General features: G+C 67.9%; 17 protein-coding genes, 4 tRNA genes and 1 pseudogene. 12 read left to right on the top strand and 10 right to left on the bottom strand.

Annotation, left to right across the window (positions count from 1 at the left end):
- Positions 1-29 precede the first annotated feature (29 nt).
- Positions 30-314, top strand: a pseudogene (locus tag AB0M14_RS13545) (cytochrome P450); the annotation flags it as partial.
- Positions 315-320: 6 nt separating this feature from the next.
- Here AB0M14_RS13545 and AB0M14_RS13540 read toward each other — a convergent pair.
- Positions 321-1,037, bottom strand: a complete 717-nt coding sequence (locus AB0M14_RS13540; RefSeq protein WP_364995757.1) for an ABC transporter permease — start codon at positions 1,035-1,037, stop codon at positions 321-323.
- A 454-nt stretch (positions 1,038-1,491) separates the two neighbouring features.
- On the opposite strand from AB0M14_RS13540, the gene AB0M14_RS13535 reads away from it, so the two are divergent.
- From AB0M14_RS13535 to AB0M14_RS13525, 3 genes are read left to right on the top strand one after another with little or no spacing between them, the layout of a single operon-like run.
- Positions 1,492-5,430 carry an amino acid adenylation domain-containing protein gene (locus AB0M14_RS13535; protein ID WP_364993514.1) on the top strand — a complete coding sequence of 1,313 codons (3,939 nt, stop codon included), beginning with the start codon at positions 1,492-1,494 and terminating at the stop codon, positions 5,428-5,430.
- Positions 5,427-6,125: a DUF6875 domain-containing protein gene (locus AB0M14_RS13530; protein ID WP_364993511.1), complete on the top strand. Its 699-nt coding sequence runs from the start codon at positions 5,427-5,429 to the stop codon at positions 6,123-6,125. Before AB0M14_RS13535 ends, AB0M14_RS13530 begins: the two co-directional genes overlap by 4 nt.
- Before the next feature lie 38 nt (positions 6,126-6,163).
- The gene (locus tag AB0M14_RS13525; RefSeq protein ID WP_364993508.1) at positions 6,164-7,135 is read left to right on the top strand and encodes an alpha/beta hydrolase family protein; all 972 of its coding nucleotides are present in this window, start codon (positions 6,164-6,166) and stop codon (positions 7,133-7,135) included.
- On the opposite strand, the gene AB0M14_RS13520 is transcribed toward AB0M14_RS13525, so the two are convergent.
- Positions 7,132-8,511 (bottom strand): MFS transporter, encoded by a 1,380-nt coding sequence (locus AB0M14_RS13520; protein WP_364993506.1) that lies wholly within the window; start codon positions 8,509-8,511, stop codon positions 7,132-7,134. The two genes, AB0M14_RS13525 and AB0M14_RS13520, sit on opposite strands and share 4 nt — an antisense overlap.
- Before the next feature lie 208 nt (positions 8,512-8,719).
- Between AB0M14_RS13520 and AB0M14_RS13515 the strand changes: the two genes are divergently transcribed.
- Positions 8,720-9,508 (top strand): alpha/beta hydrolase, encoded by a 789-nt coding sequence (locus AB0M14_RS13515; protein ID WP_364993503.1) that lies wholly within the window; start codon positions 8,720-8,722, stop codon positions 9,506-9,508.
- Between the two features lie 2 nt (positions 9,509-9,510).
- Here the strand turns inward: AB0M14_RS13515 and AB0M14_RS13510 are convergent, their stop codons facing one another.
- The 4 genes from AB0M14_RS13510 to AB0M14_RS13495 form a co-directional block, all read right to left on the bottom strand.
- Positions 9,511-10,116, bottom strand: a complete 606-nt coding sequence (locus AB0M14_RS13510; RefSeq protein ID WP_364993501.1) for a TetR/AcrR family transcriptional regulator — start codon at positions 10,114-10,116, stop codon at positions 9,511-9,513.
- Positions 10,113-11,717 carry an FAD-binding oxidoreductase gene (locus AB0M14_RS13505; RefSeq protein WP_364993497.1) on the bottom strand — a complete coding sequence of 535 codons (1,605 nt, stop codon included), beginning with the start codon at positions 11,715-11,717 and terminating at the stop codon, positions 10,113-10,115. Before AB0M14_RS13505 ends, AB0M14_RS13510 begins: the two co-directional genes overlap by 4 nt.
- Positions 11,718-11,834: 117 nt before the next feature.
- The gene (locus AB0M14_RS13500; protein WP_364993494.1) at positions 11,835-12,152 is read right to left on the bottom strand and encodes a YdeI/OmpD-associated family protein; all 318 of its coding nucleotides are present in this window, start codon (positions 12,150-12,152) and stop codon (positions 11,835-11,837) included.
- A gap of 155 nt (positions 12,153-12,307) precedes the next feature.
- A tRNA-Val gene (locus AB0M14_RS13495) sits at positions 12,308-12,382 on the bottom strand.
- Between the two features lie 400 nt (positions 12,383-12,782).
- On the opposite strand from AB0M14_RS13495, the gene AB0M14_RS13490 reads away from it, so the two are divergent.
- From AB0M14_RS13490 to AB0M14_RS13480, 3 genes are all read left to right on the top strand, one after another.
- Positions 12,783-12,854 (top strand) — tRNA-Gly (locus tag AB0M14_RS13490).
- 40 nt (positions 12,855-12,894) lie between these two features.
- A tRNA-Cys gene (locus tag AB0M14_RS13485) sits at positions 12,895-12,965 on the top strand.
- Position 12,966: 1 nt separating this feature from the next.
- Positions 12,967-13,041: transfer RNA gene (locus AB0M14_RS13480), tRNA-Val, on the top strand.
- A 34-nt stretch (positions 13,042-13,075) separates the two neighbouring features.
- Here the strand turns inward: AB0M14_RS13480 and AB0M14_RS13475 are convergent.
- Positions 13,076-13,921, bottom strand: coding sequence for a type II CAAX endopeptidase family protein (locus tag AB0M14_RS13475; protein WP_364993491.1), 846 nt, complete (start codon positions 13,919-13,921; stop codon positions 13,076-13,078).
- A gap of 82 nt (positions 13,922-14,003) precedes the next feature.
- Positions 14,004-14,909, bottom strand: coding sequence for a class A beta-lactamase (gene bla, locus AB0M14_RS13470; RefSeq protein ID WP_364995753.1), 906 nt, complete (start codon positions 14,907-14,909; stop codon positions 14,004-14,006).
- Positions 14,910-15,081: 172 nt separating this feature from the next.
- Here bla and AB0M14_RS13465 point away from each other — a divergent pair, with 172 nt between their 5' ends.
- The 3 genes from AB0M14_RS13465 to AB0M14_RS13455 all read left to right on the top strand — a co-directional run bounded on the left by AB0M14_RS13465 (position 15,082) and on the right by AB0M14_RS13455 (position 18,053).
- Positions 15,082-15,921 carry a helix-turn-helix transcriptional regulator gene (locus tag AB0M14_RS13465; RefSeq protein WP_364993488.1) on the top strand — a complete coding sequence of 280 codons (840 nt, stop codon included), beginning with the start codon at positions 15,082-15,084 and terminating at the stop codon, positions 15,919-15,921.
- Between the two features lie 68 nt (positions 15,922-15,989).
- Entirely contained in the window at positions 15,990-16,754 is a 765-nt protein-coding gene (locus tag AB0M14_RS13460; RefSeq protein WP_364993484.1) for a glucose 1-dehydrogenase, read from the top strand.
- A gap of 99 nt (positions 16,755-16,853) precedes the next feature.
- Positions 16,854-18,053, top strand: coding sequence for a hypothetical protein (locus tag AB0M14_RS13455; protein WP_364993481.1), 1,200 nt, complete (start codon positions 16,854-16,856; stop codon positions 18,051-18,053).
- Between the two features lie 22 nt (positions 18,054-18,075).
- On the opposite strand, the gene AB0M14_RS13450 is transcribed toward AB0M14_RS13455, so the two are convergent.
- Complete coding sequence (locus tag AB0M14_RS13450) at positions 18,076-19,032, bottom strand: hypothetical protein (protein WP_364993478.1); 957 nt, start codon at positions 19,030-19,032, stop codon at positions 18,076-18,078.
- A 554-nt stretch (positions 19,033-19,586) separates the two neighbouring features.
- On the opposite strand from AB0M14_RS13450, the gene AB0M14_RS13445 reads away from it, so the two are divergent.
- A complete protein-coding gene (locus AB0M14_RS13445) occupies positions 19,587-21,026 on the top strand; it encodes a hypothetical protein (RefSeq protein ID WP_364993475.1) in 1,440 nt (479 codons plus the stop codon).
- Positions 21,027-22,263: 1,237 nt separating this feature from the next.
- Here AB0M14_RS13445 and AB0M14_RS13440 read toward each other — a convergent pair.
- Positions 22,264-23,805 (bottom strand): NAD(P)/FAD-dependent oxidoreductase, encoded by a 1,542-nt coding sequence (locus tag AB0M14_RS13440; RefSeq protein WP_364993471.1) that lies wholly within the window; start codon positions 23,803-23,805, stop codon positions 22,264-22,266.
- Positions 23,806-23,866 lie beyond the last annotated feature (61 nt).

Below are 23,866 nucleotides of genomic sequence, written 5' to 3'. Positions count from 1 at the left end.
ACGCCGACTCGCACAGCGCATTCACCCGCGGCACCGCAGTGCGGGATCCCGCCCGGTTCACCGCCCCGGACACCCTCGATCTGACTCGAACACCCAACCCCCACTTGGCTTTCGGACACGGCATCCACTACTGCCTCGGCGCACCGCTGGCTCGGCTCGAGGCGCGCATCGCCCTCGGCAGCCTGCTGCGCCGGTTTCCTGGTCTCGCACTGACCATCAGCCGTAGTGAACTGCGGTGGCGGCCTTCCTTCCGGGAAATCGGTCTCCGGGAACTCCCGGTAGCTCTCTTCGCCGACGAGCAGCGCGTGCGATGAGTCCACTCACGGTCGATGCACCCGCCCACGGGCGACGAGCTCGATAGTCGCGGCTACCGAACATGATTGGGCAAGCAGCAGCCCGAGCAGCACCAGCACCTGCACGGCGGCCGCCTGCACCGCGGACCCGCTGGCCAGCAGTACACCTACGAAAGCCCCTGGCAGCGTGACCAATCCGACGGTGCGCGTCTGGTCTACACCGGGCAGCAGCGCGTCGGCGGCGGTCGGGCGGATCACTTCCAAACGCGCGTCCCGATCGGTAAAGCCCAGACTCAGCGCCGCTTCGACCTCACCGAATCGATCGTCCACTGCGTCCAGCGCCCGTCGCGCGGCCAAGGAGGTCGCCGTCATGGTCCCACCCAGCAGGATTCCCCCGATCGGTACTACCGCGACCCCGGTCAGCGGCACCACTCCGCTGAGCAACATCGCGGGCAGCGTCGCCAGTAGACCCATACCCAGGCACACCGTCAACCACGTCGCCGACCGGCCGGCCCGGGCACGCCGTGCGGCGGTGAACACCGCCGCACCGAACATCACGAGCAATACCAGCACCGAGGACCACAGGTGCGCGAGCGCCGCGGCGAGAACGACTGCGACGCAACTCAGTTGAAGCACCGCCCGCCCAGCCGCGAAGGGCGCGACGGTCACCGGACCGAGTCGCGCCGACCAGTACACGAACGCCGCCGCGGCCACCAACCCCGAACACAGAACCGCCAGGCCCATCCCTGGTGTCACCACCGCGTTCACCCGCCACCTCCCACACCGCGTCGGGCGCAGATCGCCGTTCCCCGAGCCCAGTCATGGTGCCATGCGCAGGTGATTCGGCTCGGCCGAGCAACGGAGACACGCAACTCGTCAGCTCAGCCAAGCAATGGAGACCACAGTTCGTCAGCTCGGCCGAGCAACGGAGACCACGGCTCGTCAGCTCGGCCAAGCGAAGGCGACCACAGCTCGTCGACTCGGGCCAAGCGAAGGCGACCACAGCTCGTCGACTCGGCCAAACAACGGAGACCACAGCTCGTCGACTCGGCCGAGCAACGGACACGCAGCTCGTCGACACCGCCCGCAGTCGCCGCTGGGTGAGCTCCCAGCGGTTCCTCCGTCCTCGGCACGGCTGGATGCAGTAGGTTCGAACTGGACGGTTCGATCAATGCTGCTCGGGGCGTAAGGAGGCACGTTGGCGCTGGCCGATGGGGACCCGGGGCTGTCACATACCGTGCTGGGCACCCAGCGCGCCACTCCGGACCATGGGCTCGACCTCTCCGCTACCCAGCTGCGCTGGTGGGTAGCCCAGGAGCTGTATCCGGAGATCCCGAACACCGTCGCGATGTACCTGGAAGTCCACGGTCCGCTGCGCGTAGATCTCCTGCGGGAGAGCGCCGCGCGCGCCGCCTGGGAGTTGCAGTCCCCGCACCTGCGCTTCCGGCTCGCCGGTGGCTATCCCCGGCAGTTCCTGGACCCCGACGCGTTCGCACCGATGGGCTTCGAAGACCTCACCGGCCGCCCCGATCCGACCGCCGCCGCACTGGAACAGATGGCGCGGGACTACGGCACGCCGCTCGACTTGCGCACCGATCGACTGACGGTCGCCTCCGCCTTCCGCGTCGGACCGGACGTTCATCTGCTGTATCTGCGCAGCCACCACATCGTGCTGGACGGGTTGGGCGCCGCGGTGGTTCTGCACCGGACTGTCGAATTGTATTCTGCTGCAACAGATTCGGTGGATAAACAGATCCGCACCGAATCGCGCCCCCCGCTGACGATCGCCGAACTCCTGGAGGCCGAACGCGGCTACACCGATTCGGCGCGGGCCCGCACCGACCGCGAGTACTGGTCCGAGCAGCTGACGGGCATGTCCGAACCGGTGCGGCTGACGGCCCGCCCGCCGGTCCGGCCACGCCCGCCACATCGGGCAGCGGCCACCCTGCCCGCGGAAACCACGCAGCGGCTCACCGCCCTGCGGCAAGCCAACGGGCACACCTTCCCCGAGCTGGCCATCGCGGCCTTCGCCTGTTACCTCGCCGCCATGACCGGCACCGACGAGATCGTGCTGTCGCTGCCGGTGGCCGCGCGGCCGACGGCGGCACTGCGCCGCTCGGCGGGCTCGGTATCCAACGTGGTGCCGCTGCGGCTACGCGACCTCCGCGAAGCCACGGCGGCAGAAGTCGTCGAACAGGTGCGGGCCCGGGTGGTCGGCGCACTCCGGCATCAGCAATATCGCTACGAGGACATCCAGCGCGATAGAGGCGAAAACCACACCGCGCGAGGCAGTTTCGGCCCGGTGGTGAACATGCTGGGCGTCATCGAGCCGCTCCGGATGGCGAGCCTGACGGTACACGTGCACCTCCTGGCCCTGGGGCCGGTGGAAGATCTGCTGGTCAACGGGTATCAACTCGGGCCCCAGGTCACCATCGACATGCAGGGCAATTCGGAGCTGTATTCCGCGACGGCGCTCGCCGGGCAGCACCGGCGGTTCCTGGCCTACTTCGACCGATTCCTCGCCGATCTGCATCAGCCGGTGCGCGCCCTGGATCCAGGCCGCGCGGTACCACCCGCAGCTACACCGGATACCGGCCGACTATTGCCGGATCTCCTGCGCACCTGGTCGATCAACGACCACGCCGTCGATTCGGTTGCCTTGCAGGATGGCACACGCACCTGGACCTACCGCGAGCTGGACGAGGTGTCCTCACGCTGGGCCCGCGAGTTGCTCGAATCCGGCGCCGGCCCAGGAGAATTCGTCCTGGTAGCGGTACCGCGGTCGGCCGAGTCGGTACTCGCGGTGTGGGCAGTCGCGAAAACCGGCGCCGCCTTCGTACCGATCGATCCCGCGGATCCGACCCGCCGATCGGCAACTGTCGCCAAGGATTCCGGGGCCCGATGGGGGCTGACCGTGCGCGCCGTCCGGAACGGCCTCCCCTCGGAACCTGCCTGGCTGGTATTCGATGAACCGGGCGACGCGCGAGTCCGACATCGGTCCGGCGCACCGATAGCGGACACCGACCGGACTCGTCCGCTGCACCCGGATCACCCTGCCTATCTGATCTACACCTCAGGCACCACCGGCACCCCGAAAGGTGTCGTCGTCACCCACCGCGGGCTCGGTCCACTGACCGACTACATCGTCGAACACTATGGAGTCGACCGGGATTCACGCGTCTTGCACGCTCATGCCCCGTCCTTCGACGCACATCTGCTCGAAGTGCTCGCCGCGTTCGCGGCCGGGGCCCGCCTCATCGTCGAACCGCCCTCGGTAGTGGCCGGCGCCGCGCTCGCCACCTTGATCAACGAGGAAGCGATCACCCATTTCCTCACCACCCCCGCGGTATTGGCCACCCTCACCCCGGCACAAGTGCCGGGACTGCGGGTCGCGGTGGTGGGCGGCGAATCCTGCCCCGCCGACCTGGTTCAACGCTGGGCGCCCGCACTGCGCCTGTTCAACGGCTACGGACCCACCGAAACCACGGTCATGGCAACGCAATCCCAGGCTTTGACCCCGGACGGACCGGTGCCGATCGGACCGGAGCTCCCTGGAGTGCGGGCGCTGATTCTCGACAACCGGCTGCACCCCGCGCCACCGTGCGGGCAAGGCGAGCTGTACCTGGGCGGTCCCGGCGTGGCGCAAAGCTACCGCGATCAACCGGCCGCCACGGCCGAGCGATTCGTCGCCGACCCCGCCGGTTCCGGCGAACGCGTCTATCGCACCGGCGATCTCGTGCACTGCTCGGCCGACGGCGCCCTGGAATTCCTGGGCCGGGCCGACGACCAGCTGAGCGTCCGCGGCCGGCGCACCGAGCCCGCCGAGGTGGCGGCCGCGCTGACGGCGCTGCCCGGGATAGCCCAAGCTGTCGTCACCGTCAGCGCGGGTCCGGGCGGCGGCCGGTTGATCGGATATGTCGTCGCCGTGCAAGGGCATCGACTCGATCACGCCGATCTCGTCCGTCAGCTGCGCGAGGTGCTGCCGGCGGCGCTGGTCCCCGCGCAACTGGTCGACATCGACCAGCTGCCGGTCACCGCGCACGGCAAGATCGACCACACCGCTCTCCCGACACCACCCACCGTCCAGCGGCCGTATCGAGCCCCCGAGTCCGACTTGGAACGCCTGGTCGCCGGTCACTTCGCCACGCTGACCGCCGCACCGCACGCCGGACTCGACGACGACTTCTTCGAGCTGGGCGGCAATTCGCTACTGGGCGTGGCACTCTCGGCCGAACTGGCCGCGGCGACCGGGCTGCCGGTCACGGTGCGCTGGCTCTACACCGCCCCCACTGTGCGGGAACTCGCCGCCCGCCTGGCCGGCCACGACGGCAGCACTGCCACCGACGATGCCCTCGGTGTCGTTCTCACCTTGCGCCACAACGGATCCCGGCCGCCGCTGTTCTGCGTGCACTCGGCCGTTCCGCTGGCGTGGTGCTACGCGGGATTGGCCCACCGGCTCGCCGACCGCCCCGTCTACGGCCTGCAAGCCCTCACCTTGACGGGTGAACCACGCTCCGGCGCGAGCATCGACGACCTCGCCGCCGGCTACGTCGAGGAGATCCTGCGCGTGCAGCCTGCGGGCCCGTATCACCTGCTCGGCTGGTCCCTGGGCGGTCAGATCGCGCACGCCATCGCGGTCCGGCTGCGCGCACGCGGCGCCCGGGTCGGCACGCTGGCGCTGCTCGACAGCGTCATCTTCCCCGACACCATGCCGCCTCCGCCGACGCCCCGGATGCGGGACCTGCTCACGCACTTGCTGGGTGAGGAACCCGAGGACGGCGACGCTCTCCCCGATCTCACCGCCGAGCAGGCGGCCACCGAGTTGGCCACCGCCGCGCCATCGTTCGGCACCGGGCTGACCGCCGATCAATTGACCCGCCTGCACCGCGGCTACGCCGACGGCGTGCGCCTCTCGCACGGTTATCGCCCTGGCGTTTTCGACGGTGACCTGCTGTATTTCTCGGCCACCCGCGGGATGACCGAACTGCTCGACGCGGAGATGTGGCGGCCCTACGTCACCGGCGCGCTCGTCGAACATCCGGTCGACACCACCCACGCCCAGCTGGTCAACGCCGACGTCGTCGCCGTCATCGGCCCGCTTCTCGCCGCGCACCTGGAGCGGGAGGACCTCCGATGAAGACCGGGTCACGCTCGGGAGTGCACTGGTGGAACGTATACGCCGACACCGCGCGGTGGGAGCGAGAGGGCGCGGCGGCCGTGACGCTGCTGCGGTGGATGACCGAGCATCTCCCCCGCCCGCATCCCGAACTGGGGCGGCCGGGTCCGGTGTGCCCGTTCGTGCGGCAGAGCATGGATCGGCAACTGGTCTGGGCCGGATCCGCCGCGGGCGGCGACGCGCTGACGGCGCGACAGATGCTCGACATCGTCGACGACGCGTTCCAGGCGTACCGCGGTTTGATCAGCGAAAACTCCTCGGAAGCACACCGTTTGACGCTCATCACCGTCTTCCCGGCGTTGACCCGCTACGAACTGATCGACGCCGCCCACCAGGATCGCAAGTCCGAGGCGGTCCGCGACGGACTGATGCTCGGCCAGTTCTATCCGGGCTGCGCAGTGCCGGGACTCTGGAATCGCGACTTCCATCCGCTGGACGCGCCCGTGCCGATGCTGGTGCTCCGCCCGATGATGAGCACCGACTTCCCGTTCCTGGTCGCGCGGAAAGACTGGCTGTACGCGTACCTCACCCGGACCGCCCCGGACCTCCCCCGCAAGCTGCGCTGGGCTATTGCCGAGCGAATGCAGGTCGATGGCCCGGAGGCCGGCCGGATCACCGAGCTGCGAATACATTCCGCCGACGAACACGCCCGTTGATCGAGGAAAACCGACCCGAGCCAGGGGATACTCCCACCATGCACCGGCTTACGCGCTGCCTGATCGCCCTGATCGCCGCATTCGCCGCACTGTCGCCAGTACCGGCGAGCGGTGACCCCGGTTCCGGGATTCTCGAGGTCCGTCCGCTCGGCGGCCGGCAGTACGAGGTCGTCGTCTATTCGGCGGCGATGAACCGGCCGATCCCGGTCTGGGTGTCGCACCCGGGTGGACCCGCGCCCGCGCTGTACCTGCTGAACGCGGTCGACGGCGGCGAGTCGGGCGGTCCGTGGACCAATCGCACCGACGCCGCCCAGTTCTTCGCCGACAAGCCGGTCAATGTCATCCAGCCGATCGGCGGGCGCGCCTCCTACTACTCGGACTGGTTGTCCGATGATCCCGCGCTCGGGCGCAACAAGTGGTCCACCTTCCTGATCGACGAGCTGCCGCCACTGCTGACCGCGCATTTCGACATGACCGGACGCAATGCCGTCGCCGGAACCTCGATGTCGGCGACCTCGGCGCTGAACCTCGCCATCGAGGCGCCCGGCCACTTTCAGGCGGTCGGCTCCTACAGCGGATGCCCGCGCACCAACGACCCGCTGGCCCGCGCCTACGTGCACTCGCAACTGGGCCTGTTCGGGGCGAACGCCGGCAACATGTGGGGCGGGAGCGACAACCCCGCGTGGGCCGCACACGATCCGATCCTCAACGCCGACCGGTTACGCGGCACCGCCCTCTACATCTCAGCCGGCAACGGCGCCGCCGGAGTGCACGACACCCTCGCCGATCCCTCGATCGGCGGTGACGCCGGCCGGCTCGCGGACCGCATCCTGGTCGGCGGCGGCATGGAATCGCTCGTTCTCTCCTGCACCACCGCCCTGACCGACCGGCTCGCCGCACTCGGCATCCCGGCCACCGTCGTCCATCGCAACGGCACCCATGCCTGGCCGTACTGGCAGGACGACCTGCACGACTCGTGGCCGCTGTTCGCCGCCGCGCTCGGGGTTTAAGCCGGTTCACGCAGCGCGAAGGTGAGCGCGCCCAGACCGAGCGCGACCACGGCGATCGCCGCGAACATGGTGACGCTGCCGGCGAGCGTATGCGCGCGGAAGAACAACGCGCTCAACAGCGCCAGCCCCAGCGCGTTCCCGATCTGCTCGATGGTCGGCAGCAGACCAGACGCGGCGTCCATCTGGCGTTGCTCCAGACCGGACAGCATGATCGGTTGCAAAGGTACGAAGAACACGCCGACACTCAGCCCCGCCAGGAAAACCGGGCCGACCACCAGCGGGACCGAGACCACTCCGTTCGTCAGGTGCAGATAGCAGGCTCCGACAGCCACGAATATCCCGTAGGCGGTAATCCCAACCGTCAGGGTGCGAACACCCCAGCGCCGCACCAACATCGGCGAAGCGAGCGCACCGGCACACGCGCCGACCGCGAACGGGGTCATCAGAAGTCCGGCCCGCCACGGCGAAAACCCCAGTACCTCCTGGAGCGTGATCGACACCGCGAACACGAACGCGGTGAAGACACCGAAGAACACCGTCACCAGTACCGAGCCGACGGCGAACCGGCGGTCGGCGAACACATCGAATCGCACCAGCAGAGCACCACCACGGCGCTCCTCCCGTCGCTGCCGCACGAGGAAAAGCGCTCCACAGCCGAACGCACCCGCGAGCACCACCAGCAACCCTGTCCGCCAGCCGTTCTGCTGGATGCCGGTGAGCGCGAAGAGCAGCGCGAAGAGCGTCACCGTGGACAGCACCGCCCCACTCAGATCCAGCCGTTCTCGCCGTATCGGACGACCCAGACGCAGGTGCCGCCACGCCAGCACGAAGGTCACCGAGCCGAGCGGCACATTGATCAAGAACACCGCGTGCCAGCCCGACCCGAACAGATCCGCCAGCACGAGCGCCCCGCCGAGGATCGGCCCGACCATCCCGGCGAACCCCGCCACCGCACCGTAAATCGCGAACACCTGCTGATGCCGGGCACGCGGAAAGCTGGCCGTGACAATGGCGATGGTCTGCGCCGCCATCCCGCCCGCGGCGATCCCCTGCACCACCCGCGCCGCGACGAGTTCGCCTGCGCTACCGGACATTCCGCACCACACGGAGGCCGCCGTGAACGCCACCACGGACCAGAGGAACATCCCGCGCCGGCCCACCAGTTCGCCGACCCGCGCCGCGGTGAGCAGCGTGCAAGCGAACGCCAGCGCGTAACCCGATACCACCAGCACCTGTGCCTGCCGAGAGGCCGCCAAGTCCGCGGTGATGCTCGGCAGCGCGGTGGTGACGATCGTCCCGTCGATCATCTGCATGAACACCGCGATCAAGCATCCGGTGAAGGAAAGCCACGCGGCCGTCTGATCGCCCGCCCGCACGGCGGCGAACTCCCCGGAACTCTGCGTTGAGTCGATTCGGCCAGCATATCGGCAGGCCACCGCGAATTCCTGGTGCGCCACCAGCCGGTTCGACGAATGGTGGCCACTGCGGCCATTGCCAGTCCGACCGTGCCCGCGTAGCCTCGGATTCATACCCTAACCGGGTATATGTATCTTGAGCTCGACAGATGAAAGCGAGTGAATTCTGATGCCCCAGGACGGATACCTGACTCGCGCTGGTGCGCGAATCTCCTACCAGCTCAACGGCTCCGGATCACCGCTCGGCTACGCGCACGGTGTGTTGCTGAGCCGGGCCGCGGTGCGCGGCCTCGACCTGTTCGATTTCGATCAGCTGGCCGGCGAACACCGGCTCCTCACCTACGATCAGCGCGGCCACGGCCGATCGACGGGCCGGCCCGTACCCGAGGACTATCGATTCGAGCACCTCGCACAAGATCTCCTGGCGCTCATGGACGAAGCCGGATTCGACGAGCCGATGGATATCGCCGGGTCCTCCCTCGGCTGCGCCGCCGCGCTGTACGCCGCCCTCGCGGCGCCGCAACGCTTCCGCCGCCTGGTGCTGATGATCCCGCCGGCGGCGTGGGACACCGACGGCACACCGGCACGGCAGTGGTATCACGACACGGCCGATCGCATCGAAACCCGCGGCGCACCAGCATGGCTCGACGAGTGGGCGCACGCCGACCCGCTACCGATCTTCGCCGACCACCCGCAATTCGGCTTCACTCCCGACGTCCCGAACGACCTGCTCGCACCGGTGCTGCACGGCGTGGCCCTGGACGACCTGCCACCGCTGACGGACCTCGCGACCCTCTCCCACCCCACCCTCATTCTGGCTTGGGACACCGATCCCCTGCATCCAGTGTCGACGGCGCAGCGCCTGGCCGAACACCTACCGAACTCGACCCTGTGGGTCGCGCACTCGGTGGACGACATCCAGACGTGGACCGATCGAGTCGCCGCGTTCTGCCGCTGACCCTACGAGGCGCTGCCCGCGCGAATGGCGGTGAGTAGCCGCAGGCAGCGATCGGCCATGTCGGCGGGCTTATCGCCGGGGTGGTCGCTCCACCAGGAGATGGTGGTGGACACGATGCCGAACCACCACGAGAGCAGCAACGAATGGTCTTCCCGATCGAAAGACCCTGCGCCACCGAGGACTTCGGCGACCCCGTCGGATCCCATGGTGTTGAGCGCGTCCTGATAGGCGCGCGCTCGCTCGTAGGCGGGACTCGGGCGAGGCAGCGTGCTGTCGTAGATGATCCGCCAATTCTGGGTGCGCCCATCGAGGGCATGAAAGATCCCCGTCAGGGTCGCCAACGCCTTGCCCTGCGCCCCGGGAACGGCCTGCGCCCGTGCGACAGCCTCGACGAGACTCTCGCCCGCATCCTGCACGCAGGCGGCGTGCAGACCGTCCCGGGAACCGAAGTAGGTATAGATCAGCGGCTTGGAAACCCCTGCGGCGGTGGCGATGTCGACCAGCGAGGCGTTGGCGTAACCGTGGCTGCCGAACTCCGCGGTGGCGATGTCGAGGATCTGACGTTCACGCTGCTCGCGCGGCACGCCCTTGGTCCCGGCCCCACTCACCGGGCAGCATCGATCAGGACACCGGGATTGAGAATCCCGGCCGGGTCCAACGCCGATTTGGCTGACCGCAACGCGAGTGCGAACGGTTCGGGCCGCTGCTGGTCGTACCAGGGCCGATGGTCGCGCCCTACCGCGTGGTGATGGGTGATGGTCCCCCCGGAACTCGACAATGCCTGCGAGACAGCGGATTTGATCTCGTCCCACTGCTCGGCCGTCTGCCCCCACCGCCCGGCGGCGTAGATACCGAAGTACGGCGCCGGACCATCCGGATACACATGCGTGAACCGGCAAGTCACCACTCCGGTGATCCCGAGGGCCTCGAACGCCTTGGCCGCCGCCGCATGCACCGCCGCCCGCAATTCATCGAAACGATCCCAGGTGCAAGCGGTTTCGAAGGTCTCCACGATCATCGACTGCGCCGCCAGCGCATCCCGCTGATACGGCATCCGCAAGAACGAGGACCGCCACGTGTCCGCGGCCCCGGAGCGCGCCGGATCCGCTTCTGAGTCGGTCGACCGCACCCCGTCCGGCACCTTCCCGCCATGGTCCCGGCAGATCTGCAGCGCCCACGACATCGGCTCGTCGACCGGATGATCCGCCGATTCGAACCCCAGCACCAGCACCCCGCCGGCAGTGGGCGTGCCCGCGTTGAGGAACGCCTCGACCGGATCCAGCAACCGGCAATTGGCCGGAAACAACCCGGATTGCGCGATCCCACGGGTGGCAGCGACCGCCGCGCCGTAGTCGTCGAACAGCACCGACGCACCCGCCCGCCACCGCGGCCGCGCCTGTACCCGCATCCACGCCTCGGTGATCACACCCAGAATGCCTTCGGATCCGAGGAACATCCGATCCGGCGACGGCCCCGCCCCCGAGCCCGGCAACCGGCGCGACTCGCTGACCCCCACCGGAGTCACCACCCGCATCGACTCGACCATGTCGTCGATATGGGTATAGACGGTCGCATAGTGCCCGCCCGCCCGGGTCGCCAACCACCCGCCGAGGGTCGAGAATTCGAACGATTGCGGAAAGTGCCGCAGCGTCAACCCTTCCGGCCGCAACGCCCGCTCCAGCGCCGGCCCCAACATCCCCGCCTGAATCCGCGCCGCCCGGCTGACCTGATCGACCTCCAGCACCCGGTCCAGCAACCCCAGATCCAGCGACACCGTCCCGGCATACTCCTCGACACCGCGCGGCTCCACCCCACCCACCACCGAAGTACCTCCGCCGAACGGGATCACCGCGATCCGCGCGCCCGCACACCAGTCGAGTACATCCACGACATCCTGCTCACTCCGCGGACGCACCACCAGATCCGGCACCTGATCCACCCGCCCGAGCAACATCCGCACCACATCCCGGAACGCCTGCCCGTGCCCATGCGCGACCCGGTCCGCGAGCTCACGAGAAGCCAACTCCGCCAAAGCCTTCGGCGGCTCGACCCGACTACCGGGCACCTCGAGCTCGGCAAGCGCAGGCGGCTCGTGCACGGTCAGATCCGCCCCCGGCATGATGTCACCCACCCTGCGCGTGAGCGCGGCACGTTCCGCACCGACCACCGCGTCCTCGACGTTCCCCCAGCCCCACCACGACCGCGCCACAGCCGTCTCCTCTCGACCCAGCCAGCAATTGACCTGAAGGTAATTTACTTCCGAGTCAATTACAAGGGTGGCGACCGTCCCCGAAGGTGGTCATCTACCGAGGCAGCTCCGCCACCGTCACTTGGCGCGGTTCCCCGCTTTTCTGTCGAGCACATATTGAACCGAGGGGCTGATCTTCTTATCGGTGCGATGCACGCAGCCCATCCAGCAGCAGGGCCGACGCTTACCCTCTTTCAACTCCGCGACAGCCCTGTCGACATGCTGTTCCCTGGTTTCGGCCTTCTTCACACTGATCGTCCAGCAGATCCACTCATTGCGAGCGAGGGGCGTCAGGTCCTCCCACGCCGCCAACGCCTCGGCATCAGCAACCAAGGACGCCCGCAAATCGTCCGGAATCGCATGCACCACGCCGCCGGAGACCTTTTTCCCAGCCATGACCAGCAGTTTACGCGTCGAGGTAGCCAGCGCCGGGCCCCACGCAAATCTGAAAGGAGATGTCGCCGGAGGTTGTTGCGGCGGTACGGTTCCCGGGTTTGGACGGCCCGGAAATGCAAAACACCGCGCGGCGCGCGGTGTTCGAATCGTCTTTATGGTGGTCCTAGCTGGTTTCGAACCAGCGACCTCTCGCGTGTGAGGCGAGCGCTCTCCCGCTGAGCTATAGGACCTTAACGGGGCGTTCAGGCGGCTGTTTCTCGCCGTTCCGAACGAGATGGAACCTTAGCATGTACCACCGGGGAGGCACCAAATCGCCACTCAGAACTGGTGAAACATTGTGTGGCGCAAGTGAGCGCGGTGGAGTGAGCAGCGGGTCGGCTGGGTGCACTGAGCGGACTGTGGCCACGCCGCAGCACGGTGACAGCTCGACACGAGGCAGCAAGCAGGGCGTCGGGCATGGAGCCCGCGTGAGGGCACTGGTTCAATCCCAGTATCGCGAGAGGCGGCGGGGGCGTGAACTACATACGTGTCATTTACCCCTTTTGACCAGGCGATTTGTTGCATACGCCGATGGTCGGCTAATGTTCTCTCTCGTCGGAAGGACAGCCGCGAGGCCGCCCGGAAAGACATGCGGATGTAGCGCAGTGGTAGCGCATCACCTTGCCAAGGTGAGGGTCGCGGGTTCAAATCCCGTCATCCGCTCGAGAGGTAGGGCAGTAATACGCCTTTCCCCTTTATGTACGGTGGAGTGGCCGAGTGGTGAGGCAACGGCCTGCAAAGCCGTGCACACGGGTTCGATTCCCGTCTCCACCTCGCGCGATTAGCTCAGCGGGAGAGCGCTTCCCTGACACGGAAGAGGTCACTGGTTCAATCCCAGTATCGCGCACCATCAGACACGAGTAAGGCCCCCTTTCGAGGGGGCCTTACTTGTGTTTGGGGGTGTTGTAGCCGAGGTTGCCGCGGGTGAGGGTCAGGGCTAGTAGGCCGGAGGCGGACATGACGGTGACGTCGATCCATTGGTAGACCGGGTCGATGGCGGCGGCTTGGAGGCCGTAGGCGAGGTTGGCGAAGGTGTGGGCGGTGACGATGAGCATTACGTTGCCGTGGGAGATGTTGTAGAGCCAGCCGAGGACCAGGGCGAAGCCGGTGGTCGACAGGAGGTAGAGGGGGTAGTTCAGGTTGTGTTGGGCGACAGCGGGATTCCACCACAGCGGGAGGTGCCAGAGGGACCAGAGGATGCCGAGGAGCAGGTTGGCGGACCAGGGTGGGAGCAGGGATTGCAGGGCGGGGAGGGCGTAGCCGTGCCAGCCGAATTCTTCGTCGATGCCGCCGCCGAGAAGGAAGGTGAAGGCGAACATCGGAGCCAAGGCGGCTAGGCCGGCGAGTGCGCCTGCGGAGTCCCAGGTCGCGCCTGCGAGGAGCTGGATGGGGAGGGTTCCGAGCACCATCGCGGCCATGCCGGCGGTTGCCAGGAGGTAGAGCCGCGGGGTGGCGCGCCAGTGGAAGGCGCGGCGCAGGAATGGGCGGATGCCGGTGCCGCCGCAGGCTGTGCTGGCGCAGATCAGGGCCGCGAGCAGGGGGCCGAGGCCGCCCGGGATCATCAGGGCGAGCCAGGGCAGGTCGAGCGGGAGGGTGCCGCGCTCGATCAGGGCGGCTGGGATCCACCACATCCAGGTGAGAACGAACGCCAGGGTGAAGTAGACGATGATGGGGCGCGGGCCGATTCGCTGTGGCGGGGCAGCTCGATCGGTTACTCGATGCGAGGACATGTTCGCACCGTAAACAGCACGGCCTCAACGCAACTCAGTCTGAAGTACTGGCCTCCCCTCATACGCGGAGGTGATATTCGCGTCAGGTAAGGGTGGCGGCTACGTATCGGGCGGCTTCGGCGAGGAGGGCTTGGTCGTAGGGGGCGTCCTTGGTGGACTTGCTGGACATGATGGCCAGGATGATCGGGGGCGTGCCCGGGGGCCAGAGGATGGCGATGTCGTTCAAGGTGCCGTAGTCGCCGGTGCCGGTTTTGTCGGCGACGCGCCAGTCCCCCGGGATTCCGGCTCGGATGCGTTGGGCGCCGGTGCGGTTGCGTTCGAGGAGGTCGAGGAGGAAGGAGCGTTTGTCGGCGGGGAGGGTGTCGCCGAGAACGAGGGTGTGGAAGTCGGTGGCCAGGGCGCGGGGGGTGGAGGTGTCGCGGGGGTCGCCGGGGGTGGCTTCGGTGATGAAGGGTTCGACGCGGTCCATGCGGGTGACGGTGTCGCCGAGGGTGCGGGTGAAGGCGGTGAGTTCGGCGGGGCCGCCGAGGGCGCGGAGCAGGAGGTTGCCGGCGGTGCCGTCGCTGTAGCGGACGGCGGCGTCGCAGAGGGCGCGGAGGGTCATGCCGGTGCTGACGTGGTCGCGGGTGATGGTGGAGCTCTTCATCAGGTCGGCGGAGGTGTAGGCGAGGACGGTGTCCAAGTGGGACAGGGGGTTTCGGTGCAGGATGGCGGCGGTGGCAAGGGCCTTGAAGGTGGAGCAGAAGGCGAAGGGTTCGTCGGGGCGGTGGGTGAGGGTGCGGCCGGAGGCGGTGGCGAGGGCGTAGACGCCGAGGCGGGCGTCGAATTGTTGTTCCAGGGTGAAGAGTTGGTCGTGACGGTCGGGAGGTGGGGCGGTGACGGGCGCGAGCTCGGTCGAGGGTGCGGCCTCGGGCGTGGTGGTGGGCTCGGTCGCGCACGCGGCAAGCGGTAGTAGCAACGCCGCTCTCAAGAGCGCCCGGCGGTCCATGAACTGCTGCGACAACGTCATGCACACCTCTTTCGGTCACGCCGCGAAAGGATGGGCGGCAGACCCACGCCTATCGGATCAGGTACCGGACGTACTCTCCCAGCCCCTGCGCACCACAACAACATCAATCGGCTCACTGCGAGCGGTCGCCGGGCCCTTGTTAACGTGCCTTATGACCAGCGAATCCGCGACACACCGCCGCGAGCAGCTCCGGGAGTTCCTGCGGGCCCGTCGAGCACGGATCGCACCCGCCGATATCGGGCTCCCCACGGTAGGTCGGCGACGGACGCCGGGTCTGCGCCGGGAAGAAGTCGCGATGCGGGCCGGGGTCGGGGTGTCCTGGTACACATGGCTGGAGCAGGGGCGCGACATCACGGTGTCGGGTGAGGTACTGGACGCGGTCGCGAAGGCGCTGCTGCTGAGCGAACCGGAGCGGGCGCATCTGTATCTGCTCGCCGGGTTGAATCCGCCCGTCGCGAGGCCGGTTTCGGGGCAGGCGGTCAGTGCCGAGGTACTGCATCTGCTGGATGCGTGGGGCCCGCGGCCGGCCGTATTGCGGGATCGATCCTGGAATATCTTGGCGTTCAACGACACCGCGCGGGTCGTGTTCGGATTCGATGGGGGCCCGCAGAATTGCTTACGCACCTTCTTCGTCAACCCGCGCTACCGCGCGATGCACGACGTGTGGGCCGCGGCTGCCCCGGCAGTGGTCGGCGCTTATCGGGCGGACGCCGCGCACTTTCCGGGTGACGGCGAATTCGACAGGGTGGTAACGGAACTCAGCGCCGCGAGTCCCGAATTCGCGGAGCTGTGGGAACGGCACGAGGTGGCCGCGCCGGCGCAGGCGGTGAACGCGATGCGGCATCCCGAGGTCGGTGAGCTGTATTTCGAGACGACGACGCTGACCGTGGCGCACCATCCGGAATGGTCGCTCATCCTCTACAACCCGCAGGAAGGCAGCGAGACCGCCGGGCGGCTGGACCGGCTGCACCGCATCCGGCTGACTGCCTAGCCTGGTGGCGCCACACCTACGATAAGCGCGCACTGGTTGCGGCCGGCGCTGCTCGGCACGCTGAAGCCATGACGCCCAACAGTTTCCGATTCGACGGCAAAATCGCGCTTATCACCGGCGGGACCAGCGGGATGGGTCTGGCCACCGCGCGCCGACTGCTCGACGAAGGCGCGCAGGTGATCATCACGGGGCGGGACAAGGCCCGGCTCGACGCCACGGTGGCCGAGCTCGGTGACCGGGTCCTCGGAGTGGCCGGTGACGCCGCGAATCTCACCGACCTCGACAACCTGGTCACGGCGGTCCGGGAGCGGTTCGGACGGATTGATGTCGTGTTCGCCAACGCGGGGATCGGCGCTTTTCAGTCGCTCGACGCTGTCACCGAGGACGAGTTCTACCGTGTCATCGACAGCAACTTCAAAGGAGCGTTCTTCACCATTCAGAAATCGCTGCCGCTGCTGGCTGATGGTGGGTCCATCGTGATCAACGCGTCCTTCGCCCTGCACCGCGGATCACCCGGCGCCGCACTGTATTCGGCGAGCAAAGCCGCGGTGCAGAACCTGGCCCGGACCCTCGCCGCCGAATTGGCGCCCCGGGGGATTCGCGTCAACGCCGTGAGCCCCGGGTACATCGACACCCCGGCGTTCCGGGCCGAGCTCTCCCCCGAAATCCGGTCGGTCGCCGGGGCCGGCGTTGCCACCGGCAGGGTCGGGACCGCGGAGGAGGTCGCCGCCGTGGTCGCGTTCCTCGCCGCCGCGGAAGCGTCGTACATCAACGGGCACGAGTTGCTCGTCGACGGCGGGCTGACCACGGTGATTCCCTCGGCGATGGTGTAACCAGGCCGACTGGGGGACGCGGGCCGCGTACGACCGGAGTTGTCGGTGTTCGCGGCTAGGCTTTGCCGGACAGTGGCGGAGTCGAGGGAAGGGGCACCGATGACGGCTGATGCGCAGGCAGCGCCCGAGACGGGTGCGGACCTCGAGTTCGCCGATGATCTCGAGACGGACGTGTCGTTCGGTCTGGAGGAGGTCAACGAGGTACTGGCCGAGTTGATCGAGGGGCAGGCCGAGCGCAGCAGACGGGATGCGGACATCCTCGGATTGCGGCTCGGGGTCAGCGGGGCCCGGCCGGAGACGCTGGCTCGCATCGGGTCCCGCTACGATCTGGCGCGGGATCGGGTGCGGCAGCTGCACACCCGGTCGGTCGGGCAGATGTTGCGGGAATTGCCGCTGAGCGGGTCGCGGCTGGCGGCGTTCACGCGGCGGTATCCGCTGGCGGCGCGGGATCCCGCGTTGACACGGGCGCTGTTGGTCGAAACGTATGCGACCGAGACGGATCTGGTCGGCAACGAGCTGTCGTATCTGAAGCTGCGGCTGGCCGGGCACCCGCCCGAGGACGCGAAACGGGTCGCGGGGTATGTCATGCAGCGGATCATGGCGTGGCAGAAGAAGACGAACCGGCGGCTGGCGAAACTGCAGGATGCTGGGCCGGTAGCGACCAGCCAGGTGAATTCGTTTCTGGGGCAGGTGGATTGGGCTGGCGGGAAACCCGCGGCGTTGCCGAAGCAGTCGGCGCGCACCATCGACGGGGATGATGATGGGCGCGGCCGGTTCTACCTGGACAAGGTAGGCCGCGACGTACGGTTCGACTCCGCGCTGCAAGCGCGCCTGTTGCAGACGCTGAACGCCAGCGAGCTCGTCGACACCTTCCAAGAGCATCCGAGTGCGATCGGCTTCGAAGTCGACGGGGCCGAACAGGTCACCTATCCGACGATCGCCGCACGATTCACCGACGGGCGGGTGGCGCTGATCGACGTCCAGCCGCTCGGCCACGTCGGCTTCCACGTCAACCGCGCCGCCTCGGCGGCCGCCCGCGCCCACGCGCACAACAACGGGTGGGGCTGGCTCGTGTGGACAGGTAGCCATATCGGCATACCGGAACTGCTGCACCGCAAGGTGGACGGCCACCTCGAGAAGCGACTACGCGACCAGCTCACCAGCGGACCGGTGTTCTGGTCGACCGTGCGTCAACTACGCGACGAAACCGGCCTCGACCTGCTCGACTTCACTGCGCTGATCCTGCGCAACGACTGGCGCTGGGACCGAGCACCATTCCTCCTCCGCGCCGGCAACTGACCGCGCTCCCCCCGAGCCGCCCTCAGCGCACCACCATCGCGCCCGCGACGAAGGTGACGATCAGCATCATCGAGCAGTAGGTGACCAGCTGCCAATGGCTGATGGTTTCCTGCAAGCCCTTGATGGTGACGCGCAGGGATGCGTCGATGCGATGGTGGTCGGCCAGTTTGCGGTTCGCTTCGGCCAGGGAGTCGGCGTGCTCTTCGGTGTCGAGTTCGGCGCGTTCCAGGCGGCTGGTGAGCTTCATGATCTGTTTCTGCTTGTCGCGGACCGACTTCCGGGACAGGGCCAGGGCGGTGCGCTGGTTTACCAGCTCCTGCCGCTGGCGGGCGATCACCATCGCTTGCGCGTGCGTATGGTGCGTCCAGTCGGTCACGGTGCCCCAGCCTCCTGTCAGTTCGTCGCGGTAACCCCAGACGATCGTGCCGGACAGAAAACCCTCCAAGAAATCGCGTAGTTCGAACGGGCCGGGGCGCGGTGTCGCCAGTGCGCTGCCGTCCGAGGTGAGCATGCCTGATTCGATCAAGTAGTCGCATGCGGGCGGTGCGAAATTCGCGATGCCGAGCGCGGGTAGGTGCGCGACCCAGTAACCGGGCTGGCACAGCCACAGCACGCTCTCACAGCCAGCTTCGCGCAGCCGTTTCGTGTGTTCGACGGCGCCGGCACGGTCGAGTGGGCCGGAGCGCACCTCGATGGCGTACTCGCGGTCGCCGATCCGGTAGTAGATGTCGACCGGCAGCGTGCCGATGCGGCGGTCCACTTCGGCTTCGTCGGCGCCCATGGCGAGCAGGCGGCCACACAGCCAGTATTTGAGGCGCTGGATATCCCATTGGGCGTCCGCGCATTCCGGGCACCGGCAGCTGTAGCGGGAGATGCCTGCGGACCTGCCACCGGAATCCTCCGGAGCTTCGCCGATCCCGAGTTCGGCGAGCACCGCTCGGCGCCCGCAAGCCTTGTCCGCACGCTGCTTGGTTCGCACGCGATCACACCCCTGCCCATAACCACCGCTTGGTCTCGCGACCTAATCCATAGATCAAGAGTGCGTCAGATGTGCCTCGCTCGCCAGCCCCCTATACCCCGCGCCCGGGTGCGCCACAACTGGTGAAAACCTCTCGACCAGCCGATGTGTGGTGCATCACAAGGGATTTCGCAGCGACATGCGAGACGATCGCCACAGAAATTCCTGTCGATTGACAGTTCCGGCCAATCGCGCGAAACGGCACAGTAATAATTCCGAGACCAAACTGCCGGAACCGGTGGACTTCTCGAGCGATTGCCCAGCCCAGCGGCGGTACGGGCGACAGACAATATCGGGCAACACCGACATGGCCCAGCCGACATCGCGCCCAGCCTCGACACAGCGGGAAACCGGACAATCCGGTGCGCCGGGCAAGTTGCTGGAGAACTTTCGCGCACGCGAAAGTCCCAGCGGGCACGTGAGGTTGGGCGCTCGCCCCGCATACCCCTCGGTTCGCGGATAGAATCGCCCGGGCCACGGGCGTGATCGCGCACTCGACGGGGAAGTAGGTACGGATGGAGCACGGCCAGCAGGGCGGCGACGATTCGATCGGCGAGATCATATCGGGCATCGCGGAGATTTTGCGCGAAGTCAGCGACAAGCTGGATGCAGTGGCGGCCCGCGTCGACGGCGCACGCGACGAGAGCTCGGTCGCCGCGCGGTTGGCGAAGCTCGAGGCCTGGGCTTTCCGTACCGACCAAGACATTTCGAAGCTGGGTACGCGGATCGAGGGGGTCGAGGGTGGGCCGCGGGCCGGGCTCGGGGCAGCGGTCACCGGATCGGGGTCCGGCTCCGATCCGAGCACCAGAAGCGAATCGGCCACCAGGAGTGAGCCCGCAACAGGATCCGAATCGTTCTCCAGATCCGAACCCGTCACATGGTCCGAGCCGGGCTCTAGGTCCGAGCCAGGCACCAGATCCGAATCGAGCACCAGATCCGAGGCGGGCACGAGAACTGGGTCGGTCACCAGCTCCGAGACCGTCGCGAGGTCCGAGCCGGTCATCAGAACCGAACCCGCTGTCCGCGACGAGCCCGCGACCCGCGCCGAACGCCGTGAGCTGGCCCGCGCCGAGAACCCCACTCCCGCTCAAAGCGAACTCCCCCAGCGCAGCACCCTGCCACAGCGGGGCGGCGCCCCAGCACGCGCCGAAGCCGAGCCCCGCGCCGAACGTCCGCTGCCGCGTGCGGTTGCCAACCGCGGCCCGCAGGCCCCGGCCCGTGCCGATCAGTCCGAACCCCTCAGTGCTCGCGGCACCGCGCCCGTCGCGGACACCGCGTTCAGTAGCGAACGCCGGTTGCCGACCGTGCCCGCGGCCCTGAACGACTGGGTCGAACCCGTCGACCCCGCCCCCGCGCTGTCCTCCGAACGCCTCGAGCCGGTCGGAATCACCCCGCGCAGTGACCGTTTCACCCCTACGGGCATCACCGAGGCCGCACCGACCACTGCCCCGCAGGGCCTGGACTACGTCCCGTTGCGCTCCCGCACCGACGAGACACCGCGGAACCCCGCCCTCACCGAACTCCCGACCCGCACCCCCCAGTCGCCGGCCAACCTCAACGGCCGCTCCGAAAGCTTCAGCGGCAGCACCGAAATCACCGGCCGCTCCGAAACCCAAACTCCCGCAAGCGTCAACGGCCGCCTGGAAAGCCTCACCAGCCCGGACAACACCCACTTCACCGGCCGCCCCGACTCCTCCCCGCACATCACCGGCAGCGGCCGCCTCGAACCCCCGCTCAGCGGAGCCTTCGACTCCCTCACCCCAACCCCCAACGGCTCCGGCCTCACCTCCCCCCGCCCCGAACCCGACATCGCAACCACGGCCCCCCAACGCCCAACCGCCGAAGACAACGCCCACGTCGACAAGCTCCAAGCCATGCTCGACGAACTGAAACGAAACCCCCACGGCCCCTTCGGCCGCCCCCTCGGCACCCCACCCGGCGAGCTACCCGCCTAACGCCGCACTCCCACATCGCCCGAACCCACTGCGCTGGCGACGCCCTCACCCGCTGCACGGACACGGCCATCAAGCCAAGCACCACAGTGGGCCTACAAAGGTTCCTCACACAGCCATCGGCCAGTTCACACACAGTGCGGCAAAGTGACGTGCCCGTTGCGTGTGTGACCTAAGGGATCAACGCCGCATTGCTGCGCTCACCACGTCATCCCGAGCCAGGATGGGCGGGGCTGGCGGCGAGGTGTTTCGCAGTGAACTTCCCGGCGTCACAGCGTGACACCTGGCGCACGGCGTCCTCGAAGCCTGTCGCCGCCTGAGTACGAATTCGCCTGCCACGTAGCGCTTTTCCAACCTGCGATGGGAGTGTCAACCGCGACCGAGTAGCCATGCCGCACAGCCGGTCTGACAAACCTCGGCCCAAATAGTGGGCCACCAAGCAACTCCTGACAACGGTGTATACGGCCTGCGGCGAAGGAATCGCCGGTCATACAAAGCTGGCGCGGTAGCCACACGCCCTCGTGTCGTACTGCTACGCGGGATCCGGCCGAATCGGACAGATGACTCCGACCACGCGGCATTGCCGGAGCAGATACCCCTTGGCGCGGAACACGACCCGACCGGCGTCTGGCTCCAGCCAGGCGGGGATAAGTGGGACATCAGTGTGGTGCACTCTCGCGGTTTCCCTCGGTGATGTCCCGGTTGATGACGACCTCAGGGGGAGAACGCGCGAGGTGCTGCAGCGGTGGCCAGCCGCCCGCATGCCGCCGAAGGGGACCGCACGATCTCGTCACACAGCCGTCCGCCAGTTCACACACGATGCAGGCGATGTGAGGTGCCCGTTGGGTGTGTGACCTCAGGGATCGAGGCTGCGAAGAGCATGGCAGTCGCATCGCAGCACCACGCCCCGACCTGCCCGTCCGCCTCCGCGCGTGAAGTTCGCACGGGTGTCCGCCGACGGCGGTTTGCGGCGGGGCGCTGATCGAGGGTGGCTTGCCGCAGGTTGTCGCGAGGTCGCCTAGCCAGGGTGGACGAGGCTGGCGCCGAGATGCTCGGCGGCGAATTGGCCGCCGCCACAGCGTGGGACGCGGCGAATGAGCGCCGGGCGATGGCCGGTTGGGGTTACCGGGTTGCGTTCGAGATCGCAGACTGGTTCTGGTCGGTGAGACGCTCGAGGGTCTTGTCTCGATGGCGGGGCCTCCCCGCGATCGCAGAACGTGCCGCGGTGCGGGGAGGGGGGTCAGCGGTGGTCGGCGTGGGGGCGTTGGGGTTGGGGGTAGAGGGGTTCGGTGGGGGGTTGTTTGTCGGCGCTGGGTTGTTTGCGTTCGCCGAGGCCGCGGTAGGAGGACGGCTTTACTGGGCGGAGCCATTGGGCGAGGCGGGTGCGGAGGGGTAGTCGGAAGTGCAGGTCCGACAGGAGTTCGTCGATGTTGTGGAGGGTGAAGGGGGTGACGGTGGTGCCGTGGGAGTGGTGGCCGGCGGTGCCGGCGTCCATCCAGCGGAGGCGGTCCTCGACTTGGGCGGCCATGTCTTCGGGGGCGGGGAGGGGGATGCGGCCCTGGAGGAGGGCGGCGGTCCAGTGGGCGCCGACTTCGGCACTGAGGGTGGCGACCGGGGAGGCGTTGTAGCCGGCGAAGGTCAGGTTGGGGACGGTGACGGGGAGGATGTGGCGGTGCAGGCGGAAGTTGCCGTCGTCGTCGGTGAGCTGGCGCTGGATGTAAGGGGTGAGGAAGGGGACGCGCTGCTGGAAACCGGTGGCGCACACCACGATGTCGGCGGGCAGCTGCTCGCCGTTGTCGAGGGCGACGGCGGGCCCCTGTGGCGTGCCGAACATTTCGGTGATCGAGGTGTCGCGGGCGACGTAGATGCGGCCGTCCCGGATCTGCTCGAAGAAACCCTCGGTGGCCAAGGAGAAGGTGCTCTGCGCGATCTCCTCGAAGCGGGTGCCGGGCACCAGGTCCAGTTCGCGCAGCTGGGTCCGCTTGGTGGCGAGCTCGCGCAGCAGGTCGAAGTTGCTGTCACGGAAGGAAACCCCGCCGCCGTGCAGGAACCGTTCGAACCAGCCGAGCTGCTGGTAACGGAAGTGCGCCTCGCCCAGCCTGGTCAGCATCAGGCGCTCGTAGTCGAAGCCGGGCGCGACCTTGCGCGGCAGCTTCCACAGCAGCCGGCGCGCCACCACCGTCGTCGACGCCGCGACATGGCTGACGGCCTCGGCGATATCGCAGGCGGACTGGCCGTAGCCGACGATGACGACATTGCGCCCGCGCGCCCACTCGGCGTCATGGAAGTCGGTGGAGTGACACAGGTACCCGCCGGCCGACTGGAACTTGTCGGCGCCCCGGTACTCGGGCATGGCCGGTTCGCTGTAGACGCCGTTGGCGATCACCAGGTGATCGCAGGAGGTGCGGTGGATCCCGGTCTCGTCGCGGACCTCGAGCAGCCAGCCGCTGTCGACCGGGTCCGCGGCGACCACCTCGGTGCCCAGCCGCAGGTTCTCCCGCAACCCGAACTGCTGCACATACCGTTCCAGATAGGCCTGCATCTGCGCCCCGTCGGGCACGCGGGGGTAGTCCTCGGGCATGGGGAAGTCCGAGAAATGGTAGGTGTTGCGGCTGTTCTGCGTACGCAGCCCCGGATAGCGCCGGGACGCGCTCCACACACCCCCCACGTCCAGAGTCCGGTCGAACACCTCGACCGGAAACCCTTCCCTGCTTAAAACCTTCGCGCTGGCCAGGCCTGCAACACCCGCACCAACGATCGCGATGCGGTTCCCGCTCGTCATGGGCACCGAGATTACCCGCATGCGCGCCCCCGCAATGCCCGCGCGCCCGATTTCGGCGGAT

The organism is Nocardia sp. NPDC051832, assembly GCF_040681285.1.
Taxonomy (GTDB): Bacteria; Actinomycetota; Actinomycetes; order Mycobacteriales; family Mycobacteriaceae; genus Nocardia.
Note: the sequence above shows the minus strand (reverse complement) of the source record. Positions and strands in the feature narration are given on the sequence as shown.